The 19,341-nt window shown below is 67.5% G+C and carries 14 protein-coding genes; 3 read left to right on the forward strand and 11 right to left on the reverse strand.

Annotation, left to right across the window (positions count from 1 at the left end; all coding sequences use genetic code 11):
* Positions 1 to 53: 53 nt before the first annotated feature.
* The 7 genes from ACIHA7_RS22225 to ACIHA7_RS22255 form a co-directional block, all read right to left on the reverse strand.
* Complete coding sequence (locus ACIHA7_RS22225; RefSeq protein ID WP_397292673.1) at positions 54 to 1,436, reverse strand: condensation domain-containing protein; 1,383 nt, start codon at positions 1,434 to 1,436, stop codon at positions 54 to 56.
* Entirely contained in the window at positions 1,433 to 2,887 is a 1,455-nt protein-coding gene (locus ACIHA7_RS22230; protein WP_397292676.1) for a condensation domain-containing protein, read from the reverse strand. Before ACIHA7_RS22230 ends, ACIHA7_RS22225 begins: the two co-directional genes overlap by 4 nt.
* Positions 2,881 to 4,185 carry a condensation domain-containing protein gene (locus tag ACIHA7_RS22235; RefSeq protein ID WP_397292678.1) on the reverse strand — a complete coding sequence of 435 codons (1,305 nt, stop codon included), beginning with the start codon at positions 4,183 to 4,185 and terminating at the stop codon, positions 2,881 to 2,883. Before ACIHA7_RS22235 ends, ACIHA7_RS22230 begins: the two co-directional genes overlap by 7 nt.
* 584 nt (positions 4,186 to 4,769) lie before the next feature.
* Positions 4,770 to 6,824: a CocE/NonD family hydrolase gene (locus tag ACIHA7_RS22240; protein WP_397292680.1), complete on the reverse strand. Its 2,055-nt coding sequence runs from the start codon at positions 6,822 to 6,824 to the stop codon at positions 4,770 to 4,772.
* A gap of 521 nt (positions 6,825 to 7,345) precedes the next feature.
* Positions 7,346 to 8,518, reverse strand: coding sequence for a PucR family transcriptional regulator (locus tag ACIHA7_RS22245; protein WP_397292684.1), 1,173 nt, complete (start codon positions 8,516 to 8,518; stop codon positions 7,346 to 7,348).
* Positions 8,519 to 8,538: 20 nt separating this feature from the next.
* Positions 8,539 to 10,344 (reverse strand): AMP-dependent synthetase/ligase, encoded by a 1,806-nt coding sequence (locus tag ACIHA7_RS22250; protein ID WP_397292688.1) that lies wholly within the window; start codon positions 10,342 to 10,344, stop codon positions 8,539 to 8,541.
* A gap of 275 nt (positions 10,345 to 10,619) precedes the next feature.
* Positions 10,620 to 12,242, reverse strand: coding sequence for a hypothetical protein (locus ACIHA7_RS22255; protein ID WP_397292692.1), 1,623 nt, complete (start codon positions 12,240 to 12,242; stop codon positions 10,620 to 10,622).
* A gap of 300 nt (positions 12,243 to 12,542) precedes the next feature.
* Between ACIHA7_RS22255 and glnA the strand changes: the two genes are divergently transcribed.
* Positions 12,543 to 13,976, forward strand: a complete 1,434-nt coding sequence (gene glnA, locus ACIHA7_RS22260; protein WP_397293125.1) for a type I glutamate--ammonia ligase — start codon at positions 12,543 to 12,545, stop codon at positions 13,974 to 13,976.
* Between the two features lie 63 nt (positions 13,977 to 14,039).
* On the opposite strand, the gene ACIHA7_RS22265 is transcribed toward glnA, so the two are convergent.
* The 3 genes from ACIHA7_RS22265 to ACIHA7_RS22275 all read right to left on the reverse strand — a co-directional run bounded on the left by ACIHA7_RS22265 (position 14,040) and on the right by ACIHA7_RS22275 (position 17,115).
* Positions 14,040 to 14,321, reverse strand: a complete 282-nt coding sequence (locus tag ACIHA7_RS22265) for a DUF427 domain-containing protein (RefSeq protein WP_397292695.1) — start codon at positions 14,319 to 14,321, stop codon at positions 14,040 to 14,042.
* 131 nt (positions 14,322 to 14,452) lie between these two features.
* Positions 14,453 to 16,219, reverse strand: coding sequence for a DUF4873 domain-containing protein (locus ACIHA7_RS22270; protein WP_397292698.1), 1,767 nt, complete (start codon positions 16,217 to 16,219; stop codon positions 14,453 to 14,455).
* Positions 16,216 to 17,115 (reverse strand): diiron oxygenase, encoded by a 900-nt coding sequence (locus ACIHA7_RS22275; protein ID WP_397292700.1) that lies wholly within the window; start codon positions 17,113 to 17,115, stop codon positions 16,216 to 16,218. The genes ACIHA7_RS22270 and ACIHA7_RS22275 overlap by 4 nt, the downstream gene beginning before the upstream one ends.
* A 99-nt stretch (positions 17,116 to 17,214) precedes the next feature.
* Between ACIHA7_RS22275 and ACIHA7_RS22280 the strand changes: the two genes are divergently transcribed.
* On the forward strand, positions 17,215 to 17,925 hold the full coding sequence (locus ACIHA7_RS22280) for a TetR/AcrR family transcriptional regulator (RefSeq protein WP_107657683.1): 711 nt from the start codon (positions 17,215 to 17,217) through the stop codon (positions 17,923 to 17,925).
* 15 nt (positions 17,926 to 17,940) lie between these two features.
* Here ACIHA7_RS22280 and ACIHA7_RS22285 read toward each other — a convergent pair whose 3' ends face one another.
* Positions 17,941 to 18,468, reverse strand: coding sequence for an NUDIX domain-containing protein (locus ACIHA7_RS22285; protein ID WP_397292704.1), 528 nt, complete (start codon positions 18,466 to 18,468; stop codon positions 17,941 to 17,943).
* Between the two features lie 64 nt (positions 18,469 to 18,532).
* Between ACIHA7_RS22285 and ACIHA7_RS22290 the strand changes: the two genes are divergently transcribed.
* Positions 18,533 to 19,288 carry a DUF6882 domain-containing protein gene (locus ACIHA7_RS22290; RefSeq protein ID WP_397292708.1) on the forward strand — a complete coding sequence of 252 codons (756 nt, stop codon included), beginning with the start codon at positions 18,533 to 18,535 and terminating at the stop codon, positions 19,286 to 19,288.
* Positions 19,289 to 19,341 lie beyond the last annotated feature (53 nt).

The raw sequence follows: 19,341 nt of genomic DNA on the forward strand, positions 1-19,341 counted from the left end.
GGTCGCCGAGCCTGCGGGTCTAGCGGGGTGGACGCGGTGCGAGTAGCGATCGGTCATACCCGAACCGAGATCGCCGCGGACAGGTTCGCGGCGACCTTGTCGAGAAACTCACCGATCAACGGTGCCGCCGTGGGCGTCGCGGGGAAGCGGGTGCGCAGGGCGAGCCCGTCATCGGTGCGGGTGAACCACAGCTGCACGTCGTCCAGCGGTGCGCTGCGGCTGAGTTGTGCCGGATTGCGCGGCACCGTGCGGGTCGTGTCGCTGCGCGAACCGCCGGGTAGGCGCCGGTAGTCGGTGTAGGAGACGCTGAACAGATCCTGCCTGGTCCGGCGCAGGTCACTGCCCATTTCGGCGAGCACGCGGTTGGCGGGCACCTGCGCCAACCGCTGCCCAGACCGGATCGCATCGTCGGCGGCCTGCGCGGTGGCGCAGAAGTCGTGCGCCACCGGCACATGCGCGGGTGCGTTCGACACCAGCCAGCCGAAGGTGTTGTGGTGTCGTGGTTCGCGCCGGGTGTGCACGGGGAACACCAGGTCGATGCCGGTGCGGCCGCCGAGTTCGGCGGCCGCCATGGCCACCCCCGCGAGTAGCGCCGCGAACATCGAATACCCGTCGGCGCGCGACTTGCGGTGCAGCGCGTCGGTGGCCATGGCACCGAGCAGCAGCCGGACATCGCTGCCGAACGGCGCCACCGACCCGACGGGCAGGCCGAGATCCAGCGGGAAGTGCGGCAGGTCGTTGCCCGCCGCGTGCAGGAAGTCCCGCCACGAGCGGATCAATGGCGCGGTGGCCGCCGCCGGAATGGCGGCTTCCCTGGTCGAATAGGACAGGAAACTGCCCGGCTCGGGCAGCCGGTCGGCGGCCGCCGCGGCACCGTCGGGGCCGTCCTCGCAGGCGGCCCGGTACAGCTCGTCCAACTCCGCCACCGCGATGGTGATCGACCAGGCGTCGCACACCGCGTGGTCGAATCCGCAGACGATGGTGGAGGTTTCGGACCTGCTGACGGCACCTAGGAAGTACGGCGCGAAGGTGAACGGCGAGCATGCCTGATCGAGCCTGCCGCCGAGGACGGTGCGCAGGTCCTCGGTGGTCGCGGTCTCGACGGCGGGCTGGGGGACGAGCCGGATGTCGCTGTCCACCACCACGTGCACCGAGGCGGGCTTGCCCTCCGCAGGGCGTTCGAAGCTGCAGTGCAGGGCGTCGTGGCGCGGTAGCCACGCCGAAAACGCCGTCTGCAAAGCGGATTCGTCGATCGGGCCAGCCACGTCGAAGGTCGCGGCGAGCCAGGTGGTCGGCCCGCCCGAGGCCAGGTGGATCGCCTGGTTGGCCGATGGTGGTGTCGCGTCGGGGGTCGGGCCGGGCTCGGCGACCGCGGTCCATTCGAGCAGGGTGCCCGGTGGTGCATTCAGTTGGTCGAGAAAAAGCAACTGCATCATGACCTCGCGAGAGCTGGTGCGGTGACCGCGAAATCGCCGGTCGCGGCGATGGCGCGCAAGGTGGTGCGGATCTGCTCCAGATACTCGGCGGCCGACTTGTGCGCGACCGGCGTGTCCGGATACATCATCGTGACGTGCAGCCGCTCCAGCTCCCTGTTGAACCAGATCGGCGAGGTCTGCCCGATCTTGCTGCGCGAGCCGAGACCGTTGATGCCGGAGACGCCGGGCAGTGCGGCCTCCAGCGCCGGACCGGACACCGCGCGCATGTCCAGGTAGGACACCCACGGCCAGTCCGTCGTGGCAGGCAGCGGCGCTCCGGTGAGTTCGGCCGCCCGCTCGAGCGCGGCATGGATCGGGACGTTCGACAGCGGCTTGGTCCAGTCCAGTGCGACACCGGCGCGACCGATCAGCTCGGTGAACCGCTGCGCCCCGTCGAGATCGAACGCGATCGGCATCAGGTTGATGAACCACCCCTGCGCGAGCTGGTACTGCGGCTCGTTTCGGGTGCCGACCACGTTCATGCCCAGATAGCTTGTCCGGCCCGCGAATTCGAGCTCGGCCAGCGCGACCGCGGCGTACAGGCCCGCGGAGAACGAACCGCCCGCGTTCTTGCACGCCGCGGCGAACGCGTCGATCTCGGCCGCGTCGAGCATGTCGACCTTGGTGCCGAAACTGTCGGCCACCTCGCCGGGCGCGAGGCCGAGCTCGATCGGCAGCGGGCGGACCTGATGGGCCTTCTCGGCAAGCAACCCTGCCAGCTGCTCCAACTCCGGCGGCCGCGCGGCGACGGCGGCGCGCTCGGTCCTGGCGAACTCGACGTAGCTGCCGACCGGCGGCAGCACCGGCTCCTGGCCGGTACTGAAAGCCGTGTAGAGCGCGTGGAATTCGTAGGTCGACGTGAGCACCGACATGCCGTCGGTGAACGCGTGGTCGGCGCTGTAGACGATGGTGAATCCGTCCGCACCGTGGTCGATCGCGCAGCAGACGATCGCGGGCCAGCGCGTCGGATCGGCGTTGGCCTTGAACTTCGCCACCAGGGTGTCGCGGAGCTCGCCGCTGTCGGTGAAGGTGGCCAGGGTATGGGTCTCCAGATCGACCGCCGCCGGGTCGAGCAGGTATCTGGTCAGCGCGAATCCGCCGTCGGACTCGTTGATCCGGAACCACGAACGCAAGGTCTCGTGGCGCTGCAGGAACGCGATGTAGGTCCGGCGCAGCGCCTCCGCGTCGAGCGGTCGCGCGATCGAGAAGCAGAACGAGAGCTCGGAAGCGAGCGGGTCGTTGGTCTGCCTGCGCGCCGACCAGCGGCGGATGTGCGATTCCTGCAGGTACGTCGCGGGAATGTCGGAGGGCGCGGTGGTTTCGGTGGCGGCCTGGCTCGCCGCCGTTGTGGTGAACTCGAGTAGCACGCCGGGTTTCGGCTGCCAGTGTTCGGTGAGGGTCATCTCTACCATGACAGCGGCGCTCCTTCGATCGGACGGATTCGGGCGTCCCCGTAGCGGGTGAACTCGGCGAGCAGATCGCGCATCCGCAGCACATGCCGATGGATGTCGCGGGTCGCCTTGGTGGTGCCGGGGTAGCGCATGTTGAGCGTCACGCCCTGCTGCGTGCGGACGAACCAGAAGAAGAACTCGTCGGCCGAGACGTTGCGACTGCGCAGCCAGCGGGTGTTGGTATCGACCCAGGTGGGGGCCGACTGGGCGCCGCGTACGTCCATGTAGGACACCATGAACGAGATGCGCGGCCGGGTGCCGAGCAGTTCGCAGACCCGGCCGAACGGCACCGTCGCCGCGCCACGGGTGCGCCGCAGTTCTTCGCCCGCGGGCTGGATGAGCTCGGCGAGGTTGCGCGCCGGACCGCAGTCCAGTTGGAACGGCGCGAGCCCGACGAACCAGCCGAGCGTGTCCGCCCACTGCGCCTCGGTGCGCGTGTGCAGCGGGATCACCGTGCGGAAATCCCGTCCGGCGCCGAGCTCGGTGGTGGTCACCGCGAACGCGGCGAGCAGGGCCGCGAACAGCCCCTGGCCCTGTTCCCTGGCGACCGAGGCCGCCGCGTCGGCCGCGTCGGCGTCGAGCACCTCGACCGACAGATTGCGCTGCGGCACCCGACGCGACGAGGCCTGCGCGGGGCCGGTGAACTCGATCGGAGCCGCGGCCACCTTGCTCAACGTGCCGCAGGGCAGGGTGTTCTCGGTGTTCTCCGGGAAGAACGTCCGCCAGGTCTGCACGGCCGGGTGGTCGGCGGTGGCCGCCGTGGCGCGGACGCGTTCGTCATGGCAGAAGTCGACGTAGCTGCCGGTATCGCAGAGCTGCGCGGACTTGCCAGCGCGGACCGCGTTGTAGAGCGCGTGCAGCTCGCCGCCGGTGGAGACGGTGGAGTAGCCGTCCATGATCGAGTGATCGGCGGCGAACACGACGGTGAAGCTGTCGCGGCCCGCGATGGTCACGGCGACGTAGGAGGGCCAGCGCAGCGGCGAGGTTCCGTCGTCGAGTAGCCCGTGTACCAGGCGATATGTCGCCATCGTCGAGGTCGGCGCACCCGCGTCGACCGGTTGGACCCGGATGTCACCGGGCGGCAAGGTGTACCTGGCCGGCTGGCCGCCCTCGATGGCGACGTGCGAGCGCAGACCCTCGTGCCGGTCGATCCAGGCATCGAAGGCGGTACGCCAGGCCTGCGGGTCGAGCGGCCCGTCGATCCGGTACGCGTGCCCGAGCCAGTAGTGGCGGCGATCTCGTATTCGACTGTGTTCCACCGCATCTCGAAGATGATGTTCGTGATTGTAGGAAACGGCGCGAGTATCTCGCGGCCAGTCGGCCCAGTGTGACGTGGCTGTCGGGAGCCACTCGATCACACGGCCGCTAGGCAACGGATAATCGGCCAGTTCGATGAATTCCATGACACACCTTCAGCTGCCCATCGGCCGTTCCCCGTGCGCGGTAAGGGAATTGCCGATCCGAATAGTGACAAGAATTTCGGCCTGCATCCGAGAACTTTGTCCGTACGGTTCCGGGACGTCATCGTCGGACCGGAACGAGACAAACTGTAGAAGAAATTCTTGGTGAATGCGCGGGTGAGCCTGATCACCGATATTTGCCCCCATATCGCGGACAACGGCGTTGCGGGCGACGCAATAGGGGAGTGCAACGCCGCTGCCAGCGACAATGTTAAACACTCAATGTTCAGGTAGCTGAGAGATTGCCGGGCAATGTGTCTCAATGCACCTGGAATTCATCCCAGGTTTGCATGATCTTTACAGGTACCAACCGCGAAGGCGGGCTAAACGTAACCTGGGTCACGCCTGGTTCGTCCGTTTTCGGCCCGCCTTCCGCGCCTGTCTCAGCCGCCGAACGCCGACTCGGGTGCCAGGGGTACGACCAGGCTGGACGGCCGGGCCGCGTCCCGATGGAGCTGCTGGGACGAACCGAGCAAACGCGGCACATCGGTCGGAATGGGCATGGTCGACGGGAAGGTGCCGCTGGTGATCCGCAGCCGCAGGGCATGGCCGGGTGCCAATCGGTAGAAGGTGGGGCGGATCTTGATCTCCAGCTTGGTCACCTCGCCGGGGGTCAGTAGCTGTTCGGCGTCCTTGCGGACCACGTGTTCCGGTGCGTAGATCGTGCCATCGGTTGCGCGCCAAGTCTTTTCATCGTTCAGCGTACGCTGGCTGGCCAACTGGGAGCCGCCGGTGATGTTGACCGCCGAGCCGTCCGGCGCGACGTCGTCGAGCCACACCTGGAACGCGGCGTCGGTGCTGGTCGAGGACGCGTACAGGGTGACGCTGCTCGGGCCGGCCAGCACGGTCGGCTCGGTCACCGGGTCCATCGTGTAGCGGCGACCGGCGACCGGTTCCTGCACCCACTCCGTGCAGGGGTTGTAGGCGTTGAACAGGCGGAACAGGAAGTCGAACAGGCCTGCGCTGTACTGGCCGAGGCTCTGCCGGTTACAGATAGAGTCGATGCCGGTGTAGTCGAGGCGATCCGACGCGTCCTCGACCGTGGGTGGTTGCGCGACGAGGCGATCGCCGTCGAAATACCGCTGTTGAATGGCGGCCTGCTCGAACGGATAACGCGCGGCGCTGACCGCCGTATTGTTCGGGTCGATCACATGAAGTGTTTTGTCTGTTTTGTCTATTCCATTCGGAATGTCCTTCAACCACCGGTCGAACCAGGCGACGGTGATCATGTCGGTGTCCAGCCGGGAGCCGGGCCCGAAGCCGAGGCCGACGTGGTACCACGGGCCCATCAGCAGCTGGAATCGTCCGTCGGGCGTCTGATCCGGTGCCATCGGCGCGAACTGGTCGCGGCCCGCAGCCAGGTTCTGCAGCTGGGAGTAGTTGCGCCACGGGCCTTCCTGGTACAGGTCCCACAGGCCGCCGACCTGGTACATGGCGATGCCGTTCTCGACGACCTTGTTCAGGTCGGTCTCGAAGCGGCGGTCCTGCCACCACTGACCGTCGTAGGCCAGCGGGCCGCCGCCGTACGCCTCGAGCAGCAGCTTGATCGTGCTGTCCGCGGAGACGACCGCCTGGAGATGGTCGACGAGAGTCTTGATGAACATCTGCGGTGAAACCACCGCGGTCATGAATGGGCCGATCAGGCTCAGGTACGGCACAAGCACCGAGATGGCGGTGAGCAGGATCGGGCTCATCATGCCGTCGTGGCCGAGCACCTCGTTGAAGATGTTGTTCGGCATGGCCATCGGCACGATCGCCTTCAACGGCGAACCTGGCGAGACGGATTCGGCCGTGCGCAGTGCGGACAGCGCCGGGAACGAGTACCCGAACATGCCGACCTTGCCGTTGGAGCCGGGCAGCTTCGCGGCCCAATCGACCAGTTGGGCGCCGTCGAGGCCGTCCTGCTGGGACGCGGGGTTCCACGCGCCGGTTGAGCCGCCGGTGCCGCGCACGTCGGCGATCACCTCGATGTAGCCGCGCCGCACCAGCATGTCCTGAGCGCTGGTGGCCTGGTTGATGATTCGGCGCGCGTCCTTCAGCTGATCGGGCAGCGGGATGTGCAGCGTGTCGATCACGCTGGTCACCGCGGCGGCGAGCGCGCTGGACACCGCGCCGTAGGTGGTGAAGTTGACGACCACCGGGAACTCGCCCGCCGCGCGCTGCCCGGTGGCGGGGTCGGTGGGGTAGCGCACCTCGGTCTGCAACTGGGTGCCGTCCGCGAGCGGAACGATGTGTCCCAGTTCGTACGCGATGCCGTAACGCTCGGGCGTCGGCTGATAGTCGGCGGGCAGGCCGAAGTTCGCTGGCGCGTTCGGGACCGGGCCCGCGGTGGGCACCGCGTTCGCGGCGGGCGCGAGCTGGATGATCAGGCCGACGGCGGTGATGGCGGCGACCGGCACGGAGCGGCGGAAGGCCCGCGCCCGGAATGCAATTCTCAACTACCTGAACCTTTGCTGGCGGTGGTGGAAGCCGGGCGGCCAGCTACCCGTCCGCGGGCCGGTACCGCGGTTCGAGCGCCGAGTCGGGCCGACCGATCCCGGATTGTGTCCGGAGGTGCGGTGGCTACGCCTGACCTCATCGTCGTCCTTCAGCACAATGCATAGAGGGGGTGTCGCAACACTGGCAATTCGCAAGAGGAAACGACGAGTCTTTGGGAAAGTGCCTAAATTTGTGATGCTGTAGTGGGTCCGGGGGCCGACGTGACCGGGTATGGCACGACGCGAGCGGGATTCGTCCGCGATGTGGCCGTTTGCGGTGCGTCGCCGGGATAGTGGGCGATGTCGGAGATTGCGGCGTCATGTCGGGGATTGCGGCGTACTGCGACGATTGTTGTGTCGCCGCGCGGATTGCGGTGCCGCGCCGAAGATTACGCGCGATGGCCGCGCAACCGGCGCTGTGTAGCCGTTTCGCAGGGGTGCTCGAGGAATTGGGTCGCGCTGTTCGGTGTGGACGTAGCGAATTATGGTGCGAATGAGGCGGATTCGAGTCGGCGAGCCAACCGCGCGGCGGACAGTGTCATGGCGTCGGCGGGGCGGTGCGGGTCGAGGCCGGTCAGTTCGTGTACCCGAGAAAGCCGGTAGGTCACCGTATTTCGGTGCACATTGAGCTGCCTGGCCGTCGCCAGCTGGTTGAAACCGCTGTCGACGAATACCTCGAGTGTTTCGGCGAGCATGGGCTGCGGGTCGAGCGGTGCGAGTACCGACGCGAGTCCGGGGCGGGCCGCGTCGCTCACCGCGACCGTGTATTCGAACTGTAAATCCTGTCTGCGGCACAGGATTTCGCGCCGGGTGAGGCAGCGGCCGAGCTCGGCGAGTACCCGCGCCTCCGCGTACATCGGCGGGATCGCGTCCTTGGTGCGGGCCGCGCCGACCCCCACCCAGTACGGCGGCGGTTCGGCCGGTTCCTGCGCGGGCAGCCGCGCGGTGAGCCCGGAGACGGTGGCCGAGCCGTCATCACCCGCCTGCAAGGGGATCAGTGCGGTCCAACCGCCCGCGTCCAGCCGCAGGAAGACCCCGGGAATCGCCTCGACCCGGTGCCGCAGCGCCGACGCGGGCCCGCCGCGGGTGCCGCACAGGCGGAACACCGCGACGAGGAACGCGTCGGCCACCGGGATCACCGGATCGTTCGCCCACTCGACCGGGTCACGGCCGGTGAGCAGCGCGTCGGCGATGCCGCGCCTGCGTTCCAGCAGCTCCCAGCGCGGGTCGTGCACGCGCTGAGTGGCCGCGGTGGCGATCCGGGAGGTGACCAGCGTGACGTACTGCAGCAGCGCGAGCGAGGCATCGAAGAGCAGCTCGCGCTCGGCCGGGCTGGCCGAGGCGCGCAACCGCTCCCAGATGAACGCCGCGCCGAACCGGTAACGCTCCAGTACCTCGGGCAGCGGGGTGCCGTCGCGCAGCCGGTCCATCGCGAGCTCGACGAGTTCCCTGGTGTCCTCCTCCGTCGGCTCCTCGCCGCGGCGCAGGTACTCGAAGAACAGGTCCACGTTGAGCTTGGTCCCCCGGGCGAAGTCGGTCTCCACCATGGATTGCGGCAGCCGTTGGTACGGCGGCAGCGCGGCGTAGAACGCTTCGAGAGTCGACGTGGTCCGCCGATGAAGATCGTCGAACACCCGAGTCCGCGATGGCATCATGCTGGTTCTTCTTCCCGGACTTAAGTCGAGTACAAGGCCTCGATGGTATCTGTGTAGCCGCTGGAAATGGGCTTGCGCTTGAGTTTGCCAGTAGCGGTCAGGTAGTCGCTGCCGTTCTCCCAGACCTCGGGGAGCACGATGTACTTCCTGATCTGCTCCACCCTGGACAGTTTGCTGTTCGCCGCGGCGATGCCCTCGTCGATCGCGGTCAGGATCTGCGGGTCCTTCGCGAGCTCGGCGACGGTGCTGCCCGCCAGGTTGTGCCGCTGCGCGTAGGCGGCGGCCAGGTCGGGGTCGAGCATCAGCAGCGCGGTGTTGAACGGCCGCTGCTCGCCGATCACCACCACCGTGCCGATCAGCGAACAGTTGTCGGTGACCGTGTTCTCGATGTTGGCCGGCGACATGTTCTTGCCGGACGCGTTGATGATCAGCTCTTTTTTGCGGTCGATGATCGAGAGGTAGCCGTCGCTGTCGATGCTGCCGATGTCGCCGGTGTGCAGCCAGCCGTCGCTGTCGATCGTCTCCGCGGTCTTGGCCGGGTCGCCGCGGTAGCCGCGCATGACCATCTTGCCGCGCACCAGCACCTCGCCGTCGTCGGCGAGCTTGACCTCGGCGCCGGGCAGCGGGGTGCCGACCGTGCCGATCTTGACCCGCTCGGGCGGGTTGAGCGTGGCGCCCGCGGTGCACTCGCTCATGCCGTAGCCCTCGCATAGTGGGATGCCGAGCCCGAGGAAGAACTCGTGTACCTCCGGCGGGATGGCGTTCGAGCCGGTGACCGCGATGCGGACCTGATCGAGGCCGAGTCCGACGCGGATGGAGCTGAGCACCAGGCGATCGGCGAGCGCGTACTGAAGCTTGTCCAGGGCGCCGAGGGGGCGGGCGTCGGAGGTGGCGCGGGCCTTCTTGCGGCCGACGTCGACCGCCCAATGGATCAGGCGGCGCTTGACCGGCGACTCGGTGGCAAACCGTTCCTCCAGTGCGCCTTTGACTTTCACCCACACCCGGGGGACACCGAGGAACACGCTCGGGTGCACCTCGGCCAAAGCCGTTGCCACCTGCTTGAAGTCGGGAACGGTGGTGATCTGGCAGCCCTCGAGCAGCGTCAGGTAATGCGCGAACCAGCGGTTGGCGGCGTGTGCGTCGGGCAGGTAGGAGATCACCCGGTCCTCGGGGCCGCCACCGCCGAATGTCTCCAGGACACGGGCGTTTTCGATGAAGTTGGTGTGCGTGAGCTCCACACCCTTCGGCGGGCCGGTGGTGCCGGAGGTGTAGACGACGGTGAGCAGATCGTCGGGCCGCACGCTGCGCCAGGCGGCCTCGAAATCGAAGCCCTCGGCGGTGCGCTGCTCCAGGTCGGACAGCGCGAGCGTGCCGTCGGGCGCCTCGTCCACGCAGATCACGTGCTCGACGTGGATGCCTTCGGCGGCCGCCTTGGCGACCGCCTCCAGGATCTTGGGGGCGAACTGGCGCTCGCAGACGACGGCCTTGTTGCGGGCGTTGCCGAACTGGTAGACGAGCAGGTCGACCGGGTTGGTGTTGTACACCGAGAACGGTGTCGCGCCTGCGTGCAGGATGGCGGTGTCGCAGAGGTGGAACTCGGGGCGGTTGGTCAGCATGATCGCGACCGTGTCGCCGGATCCGATGCCGAGCGCGGCGAGTCCCGTGGCGATGGCTCGCACCCGTTCGCCGTACTCGCGCCAGGTGATGGAGACGGCACCGCCGAGGGTGCGCAGCGCGACCGCGTCCGGGTACTTCGCGACGTTTGACTGGAACGCCGCACACAGCGTGTCCGGGCGGGCGGCCGCCGGGACTGTCGATGAAACCAAGAACCTAACCTCTGCTAGCGAAGGGCTGAGGTCATCCCGAATCGTCTGGTGGACGCGGATGACCTCATCGTCATCTATCAGCAGAACGCATGAGCGAGTGTGCGCGCTAGCGACAAACGCGCAGAGTGTGACGCACGAGATTGTGCACTCGACCAAATTTCGGCTCTGGCGTCTCTGCCACACCGAGTTGAGCCACCCCCGGTGGCGAAGTGCGCAAGATCGGCGGAGCCGGGTGCTCTCGGGCAACGGCCATTCGACCCGCCTCGATGGCAGGGTCAGCCGCAGATCGGCCAGGAGCCCGGATGGTCCAGGGGAAGGTTCGGCGCCGCCAGGGCGGCCTCCGTGGTGGGTGCGAAGCAGTTGTCTCCGGCGCTGCCGAGGCGGCCGCCGCCGAAGTCGACCACCGAGCCCGGACCGAGGGTGCTGTTGCGCTGGCTCAGCACGATGTCGCCACTGAAACGAGACCGTTCCACCTTGCCGGTCAGCTCGGCCAGATCACCGACGGTGTGCACCTGCAGGTCGGCCACCGCGGCCTCGGTGACGGTGGTGTCGGCGATGTCGAAACGCATGGTCGCCGTCGCGGGGGCCGGACCGCTGGGGGAGTAGGCGTAGATGCCGATGCCGTCGGCGCTGCACTGGCTGAGGTGGGCGTTGCGCAGCGTCAGCGCGGTGGTGTTGTCCCGGCCGAAGCTGGCCGAGAACAGGCAGCTGCCGAGATTGCCCGGCACGTACGGGTTCAGCAGGGCGGCGACGAAGCTGGAGCGCGACGCGGTGAGGCCGTCGATGGTCATCACGTGGCGGGCACCCTCGGCGCTCAGGTTCAGGTTCTCCACGATATCGCCAGGGACGTCGATGAATTCGCTATTGGTGAGAGTCACTTCGCTGTCGGGGGTGCCGTTGCTGGTGACGAACTCGATCCCGTTGGCGGAGAAATGGCCGCCACCGTGACGATAACTGTTGCGGTCGATGGTGATTCGCATACGGGCCCGCTCCGCCGCGTTGACGAAAATGCCCTCGCTGTCGGCGGCGGCGTTGAGTGGGTCGTTGGCGGGCACCGCGATATTGCGCTGGGTGTTGCCGCGCAGCGTGGCGGTCAGGGCGGAGGTTCCGGTGCTCTGCAGGCCGACGGCGAGGACGGAGAGTTTGGCGAGACCCTGATTGATGTTCTCGGTCAGGTTGTCGGTGATGGCGGCGGTGACCTGCGCGGTGCCGGTAGTGCGCACGTCGATGCCGTCGCCGCAGGCGGTGTCGCGCACGATGTTTCGGTCGATGGTCAGGGCGCTGGTGCCTGCCTCGGCGTCGATCATGATCCCGGCCCAGCCGTTGTTCAACGCGACCACGTTCGGCGCGACGGGCAGCGGTGTGCCGAACGGAACGCCGAGCATCGGCGGGAAGGGCTGCACCAGGAACCCGTCGTGGCAGGCGCGATTGGTGGCGGCGATGGTGTTGCCCGCGACGACCGCGGTGCCGACATCGCGGCCGTAGATGCCGCCGCGCTGGGCGCCGGTGATGGTGAGGTCGCGGACTTCGGTGTTCGGGGCCAGGCGGACCGCGTCACCGTCGTTCGCGGTGGTCGTGTTGGTGACGGCCGCAACGCCGCCGGGACCCTGACGGCCGAGTAGCCGCTGGCCCGGCCGGAGCGCGATCCCGCCATCGAGCGGTGGGGTGCCGAGTGGCGCGGCAAGAACGACGATCGTGTCGCCGTCACCCGCGGCCTGCTGGACCGCCTGCAAGGTAGTGAAAGGCATTGCCTCCGTGCCGTTCCCGCCTGCCGAACCCGTCGCGCTCACGTACCAAATCCGGCCCGGATCGGCGGACGCGTGCATCGGTGCCGTGGTGAGGGTGAGCGCGCAGCACAGCACGCTCGCCGCGGCGAGCTGCGGCGGAGACAGTTTCATCGGGGCCTTCCGGATCGACCTGACGGTGCCTTGCACCGTCGTGTGGTCCAGCCCACCCCATCACCCGACCGGGTGGTATCGGCAGAATGCCGAACCTGACGGTCGTTCTTTGTGCCGCTGCCCGGTGCCGACTCGCGGGTCCGGCCGAATCATGGCGTGCCCGAGCGAATCACCTCCGGCGCCGAGTGTGGCGTCGTATGGTGGATTCGGCGAGCCGGACCTGCCGCGACCTGTCGAGCGCGAGGGAATGGGCCCGCCTCGCCGATCCGCGGATGCCGCGCGTGCGAGGAGTGAGTCGTGATGAAGCCGACTACCGAGGGAGTGCTCGAGTACATCTGCGCGGAGGAAGTCGCCTATGTCGACATCCGATTCTGCGATGTACCCGGTGTGCAGCAGCACTTCTCGATCCCGGCCGTCGCCTTCGGCGAGGACCTGGTGGAGCACGGAATCGCGTTCGACGGCTCGTCGGTGCGCGGCTTCCAGTCGATCCACGAGTCCGACATGTTGCTGATCCCGGATCTGCGGACCGCGCGCCTGGATCCGTTCCGCGCGGCGAAAACGTTGAACATGAACTGCTTCGTGCATGACCCGCACACCCGCGAGGCCTACAGTCGCGACCCGCGCAATGTCGCGCGCAAGGCCGAGGAGTACCTGCGCAGCACCGGGATCGCCGACACGGCGTACTTCGGCCCGGAGGCCGAGTTCTACATCTTCGACGCGGTCCGCTACGACACGACCATGAACGGCGCCTTCTACGAGGTGGATTCGGGGTCGGCGAGCTGGAACACCGGCATGAAGTACAACCCCGACGGCACGCTCAACCGCGGCTACAAGGTGCGCCCCAAGGGCGGCTACTTCCCCGTGGCGCCCTACGACGCCGAGGTCGATCTGCGCGACCGCATGTGCGGCAATCTGCAGAACGCGGGCTTCGAGTTGGAGAAGGGGCACCACGAGGTCGGCACCGCGGGCCAAGCCGAGATCAACTACAAGTTCAACACGTTGCTCGCCGCCGCCGACGATCTGCAGCTGTACAAGTACATCATCAAGAACACCGCGTGGGCCGAGGGCAAGACCGTCACCTTCATGCCCAAGCCGCTCTTCGGCGACAACGGTTCGGGCATGCACGTCCACCAATCCCTCTGGCAGAACGGCGATCCGCTGTTCTACGACGAGGTGGGCTACGCCGGGCTCTCCGACCTGGCACGGCACTACATCGGCGGACTGCTGCGGCACGCGCCCTCACTGCTGGCCTTCACCAACCCCACCGTGAACTCCTACAAGCGGCTCGTCCCCGGCTACGAGGCTCCGGTCAACCTCGTCTACAGCCAGCGCAATCGTTCTGCGGCCGTGCGCATTCCGGTCACCGGAGCCAGTCCGAAGGCCAAGCGGCTCGAGTTCCGCTGCCCCGACTCCTCCGGCAACCCCTACCTCTCCTTCGCCGCCATGCTGATGGCCGGCCTCGACGGCATCCGCCGCAAGATCGAGCCCGCCGCCCCCATCGACAAGGACCTCTACGAACTGAGCCCCGAGGAATCCGCCGAGGTCACCCAGACCCCACCCAGCCTCGCCAGCGTCATCGACCGCCTCGAGGCCGACCACGACTACCTCACCGAAGGCAACGTCTTCACCGACGACCTCCTCGAAACCTGGATCCGCCTCAAGCGCGACACCGAAATAGCCGAAATCAACGTCCGCCCCCACCCATTCGAGTTCGAGCTGTACTTCGACGTGTGAGGGCGAATTCCAGCCGCACGACGAGTCGTCGCGCTGATACGCGTGCGGCTGTGTGTGCGTCGGTCAGTCGACGTCGACGCCCCGCCAGAAGGCGACGTAGTCCTTGATCTCCGCGGCCTTTGGCTTGGGTTCGGGGTAGTACCAGGCGGCGTCCTCGTTGGTTTCGCCGTCGACGACGAGGGTGTAGTAGCTGGCGGTGCCCTTCCACGGGCAGAACGTGTGGGTATCGGAGGGCTGGAAGAACTCGGTGTGCACGGAGTCCGGTGGGAAGTAGTGGTTGCCTTCGACGATGATCGTGTCGTCGCTGCTCGCGAGCACACGACCCTGCCAGGTTGCCGTTGCCATGCTTCGATTCTGCCCGAATCCCGGGGTCGAATGGTGGCCTGTGCCTCAGCAGGCGGTCGAGTCGCTGCGTCGAGCCGATCGCAGAGATGGGTACCCGCACCAATGGGCCGTGCGGCGGGAAATCGACCCGATCAGTGGATTTCGGCGGGCTCGAGCGCGAACGGCGGGTCGCCGACGCCGACGATGCGCAGGTTGCCCCACGGGTCGCGCTCCTGTAGTCGCCCCGCGGTGGGGAAGCGGCCGGGGAGGGTCAGGAGCACCTCGGCGCGGCCGGGATCGGGGAGGTCGGCGCCGTCGGTGGCGCGGATGCGGCCGTACCAGTGGTATCGGCCGTCGATGGGGTCGGCGTGCCCGCTGAGCGTCACCGTCACCGGCAGTAGCGAACCGGGGGAGTCGAGCATGGCGGGGCCGGAATACTCGTGTGCCGGTTCGCGATCCGCGGCCACGGTGAGGTCGTAGTGGCCGGGGTTCGGGTGGCGCATGGTGCGCCAGTAGGACACGCTGGAGCCCGGCCATGCGGCACGGTTGACGCCGTGCTCGTCCAGATACCAGCTCTGGCAGCCGCCCGAATTCCACACGGTCCCGGCCAGTTTCGCCTGGGTGCGGCGGTTGAACTCGTGTTGGGTCGCCGCCCGCACCTCCATCCGGGTGGTGGAGGTCTTGCGCTGCAACTCGATGCACTGCCGGATGTAGCGGGCCTGCGCCTCGATCATGAACACGATCGACTGGTGCCCGCCGCCGGAGTTCGGGCCGACGATGAGGAACAGGTTGGGGAACCCGTTGACCGCAACACCGAGGAACCCCTCCACCCCGTTGCGCCAAGCATGTTGCAGGGTAAGGCCGTTGGCGCCGACGATGTGCTGGTCGGCGAATCGGTCGGAGATCTTGAAGCCGGTGCCGTAGATGATCGCGTCGAAGGGCTTCTCGGCACCGTCGACGGTGGTTACGCCGGATTCGGTGATGCTCGCGATCGGCGTGGTTTCCAGCTCGACGTTGTCGCGCTGCAACGCGGGGTAGAAGTTGTTGGACACCAGGATTCGCTTACAGCCCAGCCGGTAGTCCGGGGTGAGCCGCGCGCGCAGCTCCGGATCGCGGACCTGGCGGTGCAGGTGACCGCGCGCGACCGTCTCCACCCGGCGCATCAGCTCAGGGTTCATGAACGCGGGAATCAGCGACTCGTAACCCCAGTAGATCGCCCAGCGGTAGAGCCGTTGCGCGCCGGGCAGATACCGGAACATCCGGTGCTCCACCGGCGAGAGCGGGCGGTCCGGCTTCGGCACGATCCAGTGCGGCGTGCGCTGGAACACCGTCACGTGCCCAGCTTCTTTGGCGATCTGCGGCACGAATTGCACCGCGCTGGCACCGGTGCCGATCACCGCGACCCGCTTGCCGCCGAGGTCGAAGCCGTGATCCCACTCGGCCGAGTGGAAACTCTTGCCGCGGAAGGTATCCCGGCCGGGAAAGTCCGGCACCGACGGCTCGTGCAGCGGGCCTGGCGCCATCACGACCATCCGTGGGCGGAAGTGCCGTCCGTCCGCGAGGCCGACGTCCCAGCGATCGGCCGTGTCGTCGAAGTCGAGCGTCACCACCTCGGCGTGCAGGCGAAGGTGCCTGCGCAGGTCGTACTTGTCCACGGTGCGGCGCAGATAGTCCAGGATCTCCGGCTGACGGGCGAACATCCGCGTCCACCGCTTGTTCGGCTCGAAGGAGTACGAATACATCAGCGACATCACATCGCAGCCCGCGCCGGGATAGGTGTTCTCCCGCCAGGTGCCGCCGATCTCGCCGGCCTTCTCCAGCACGACGAAATCGTCGATGCCCGCCTCGCGCAACTCGATGGCCATGCCGATTCCGCCGAAACCGGCACCGACAATGACTATTTCGGGGTTCTCGATCATGCGAGCAGCCCCTGCCGCCGCCAGATCCACTCGCCGACCGGGCCGATGAGGCCCTGCTTCTGCAGGAAGACACCGAGATTCGCGGCGCCGATGCCGAGCGCCTTCTTGGCGTCCGGGTTCTTGGTGGCGATCCGCCGGGCCGCGCGCCCGTCCAAACCCGCGCGGGTGTACATGTGCCGGTTGGTCAGCAGGTAGACGAACAGCGGTGCGGCGATCGCGACACACAGCCTGGTGTAGGCGAGTTCGGCGCGCGACATGGTGGGCACCATGCGGGCCAGTGCGTCCCTGGCGAAGCCGATGTGGCGCGCCTCCTCGGTGACGTGGATGCGCATCGCGCGCGACACCAAGGGCTGCAACTGCGGATCGTCGAGCGTGCGCCGCTGGATGGCGTCGAAGATCTCCTCGCCGACCAGCGCGCCGACCCAGGTCATCGAACCGCGCAGGAACAGCGGAAGCACGCCGATCACCAGCCTGCCCGCGCGCCGCGGCCAGTACGGGCGGGCCTCGATGCGGTCGATGAGCTTGCCGAACATCATCATGTGCCTGCACTCGTCACCCATCTCGACGAGCGTGTAATGCGAATGCCTGCTGGTCGGGTCGTCGGCGAGCAACTCGCGTAACAGCAACCGGTTGAGCAGGTTCTCGAACCAGATACCGACCGAGAGCACGTTCGCCAGTTCCTGGCGGGACAGTTCGCGCTGTTGCTGCGGCGTCATCGACTCCCACAGCTCGGTGCCGTACAGCGAGACGACCGCCGCTGGGAGGAAGAGTTTGTCCGGATCGAGCGGCGCGTCCCAGTCCATGTCGACCACCGGGTCGTAGGACTTCTTGACCGATCCGGTCAGCAGGCGCTGCGCGAAGGATTCTTGGGGGATCAGTGCGGCCTCGTTGCCCATGACTGCTCTCCAACATGTCGACTAACCGATACAAGCTGTCACACTCAGATTAGTGAGACACTCTGTCGCAGTCAACCGTCGTGCGGGTATCGTGATTCTGTGACCACGACCAGCGGAAACCTCGAGCCTCCCGTCTCCGACGGACGCGCGACCCGCTGGAACGGTCATAAGGCCCAGCGCCGCGCCGACGTGATCGACGCCGCCATCACCGTCATCGAGGAGCACGGCGTCGAGGTGTCGGTGCAGCAGATCGCCGACCGCCTCAACCTGCCCCGCCCCGTCGTCTACCGGCACTTCGACGGACGCACCGATCTGGACGAGCAGATCCGCCGCCAGATCCTGGAATCGCTGCTGGCGCAGATCATGCCGAAGCTGCACCCCGACGGGACCGTGCGCGATGCGGTGCGCGGCGCCGTCGGCACCTACGTCCGCTGGGTGGAACGCCACCCGAACCTGCACCGCTTCATCGGCGGCGCGGCGCCGCAAGGTGATTCGTCGCTGGCCGGCGCCAAGGACCGGATCGGCGGCCGGCTGGCCGACCTGTTCGCCCTCTGGCTGTCCCGCTTCGGCATCGACCCCGGACGCGCACGTCCGATGGCGTTCGGCATCATCGGTTTCGTCGACGGCGTGGTGAACAGCTGGCGCGCCGACCCGAACAGCACCCTCGCCTCCGATCAGGTCGAGGGCATCCTCACCGAATCGGTGCTCGCGCTCTTCGAGGGCAACGCCCGCAGCCTCGGCGTGCCACTCGAGCGTGACGTCGTCGTCGGCGATCTGCTGGCCCGCCCGGAAGCCTTGCGCGCCGAGTAATTTCCGGCCCGGCGATCAGGGCCGATGCAGTTCGACTGCGAGGGCGATCAATTCGGCCACGTAGTCGCCGTCGGTGCGGGCCAGTTCCAGCGCTGCAGCGAGCGGCACGGCGCGGACCTCGCGGATTTGTTCGGCACCGTCGGGGTTGGTCGGCGCCGAGTCGAGGACGACATCGGCGGCGCACCAGAGCCAGGCCTTGTGCGGATGCGGCTGCCAATCGCGATAGGGGGCAGCCCGATTGCTGGTGGCGTAGTGGGCACCGAGCCAGCGGACCGGGCCGGTAGGGTATGCGCCCGCTTCTTCGCGGAGCTCGCGGCGAACGCATTCCTCGATGGATTCGTGCTGCTCGCGCGTGCCGCCGGGAAGTAGCCACACGTCGCGGTCGTCGCGGCACAGCACGATATCGTCGCCGACGAAGCAGACGACATGGACGTTGGTGACCAGTTCGTCGGGTGGTGCTTCGGTGGCGAACCGGACGTCCAGATCGCCCCACGCCCAGTGGGTCGGGGTGTGCAGCAACGGATAACGGTCGGCCAAGCTCACGACACGAAACTAGCGGTAGGCGAGGATACCTACGAGGGGGACTGCGTTGACTACGCTCATGCCGGTGTCCGAACCTGTGCCCCTGACGAGGCTGCTCGACGACGCGGGATTACTGTCGCTCGAGCATCGCCTACACGTCGAGGAACTGCTCGGCCCGCACCGGTGGCAGGCCGATATGGAGGAGCGGCGGCTCGAATTCATCGGCGAAGACCAGACATTCGTGTGCACGAACTTTCACCTGCTCGGCACCACCGACGCCGAGACGTGGCTGTGGGCGTGGGCTAATCCGTGGGGTTTCGCGCGGCCACTCATCGCGGTCGCGCGCATGGTGCGCGAGTTCGGTGTCCGCTACGGCGTCGCCGAATTGTGCGCCGCGGAAATGCCGGTCGCGCTCGGCCGCGCCACACCGGAGCCGCACCAGGTGGCGACCCTGCTGCTGGACGCCGCGAAAGTGATTTCCGGGCATTGGAGTTCGTACTGCGGGGTTACCGACGGCACCTGCGTTGCGTTTCTGGTGGAGCATCCGGCGTTCGAGTTACCGCCGCCCAGCGCGGCGGGCATGGCGCGCGTACTCGCCCACGGCATCAACGCATTGCCGCTGGTCGACCATCGTCGGGCCACGCAGAGCTACCTGAGCAGGCGGGGGATGGTCACCGGATTTCTCGAGGATTATCGGTTACTCGAATTCAGCGGCGCCGGTGTGGCGGGGACCATCGAATTCGACGACGCCGGGCTCGTCACGAACCTCGACGTCGGGGTGGTCGTGGACCACATCGAGCTGCCGTCGGCGCCGAAAGCCCAGTCCGCCAACTCATTGTGACGACGCAAGGGCGTCCGGCCCGCGTGGCGCCGCAGGCCGGACGTCTCCCCTCC

This window comes from Nocardia sp. NPDC052316 (assembly GCF_044547795.1).
GTDB lineage: Bacteria > Actinomycetota > Actinomycetes > Mycobacteriales > Mycobacteriaceae > Nocardia.

Coding starts and splice junctions, on each gene's coding strand:
- ACIHA7_RS22225 (WP_397292673.1), bottom strand. CDS start 1,436: ATGATGCAGTTGCTTTTTCTCGACCAACTGAATGCACCACCGGGCACC.
- ACIHA7_RS22230 (WP_397292676.1), bottom strand. CDS start 2,887: ATGGTAGAGATGACCCTCACCGAACACTGGCAGCCGAAACCCGGCGTG.
- ACIHA7_RS22245 (WP_397292684.1), bottom strand. CDS start 8,518: ATGATGCCATCGCGGACTCGGGTGTTCGACGATCTTCATCGGCGGACC.
- ACIHA7_RS22255 (WP_397292692.1), bottom strand. CDS start 12,242: ATGAAACTGTCTCCGCCGCAGCTCGCCGCGGCGAGCGTGCTGTGCTGC.
- glnA (WP_397293125.1), top strand. CDS start 12,543: ATGAAGCCGACTACCGAGGGAGTGCTCGAGTACATCTGCGCGGAGGAA.
- ACIHA7_RS22265 (WP_397292695.1), bottom strand. CDS start 14,321: ATGGCAACGGCAACCTGGCAGGGTCGTGTGCTCGCGAGCAGCGACGAC.
- ACIHA7_RS22270 (WP_397292698.1), bottom strand. CDS start 16,219: ATGATCGAGAACCCCGAAATAGTCATTGTCGGTGCCGGTTTCGGCGGA.
- ACIHA7_RS22275 (WP_397292700.1), bottom strand. CDS start 17,115: ATGGGCAACGAGGCCGCACTGATCCCCCAAGAATCCTTCGCGCAGCGC.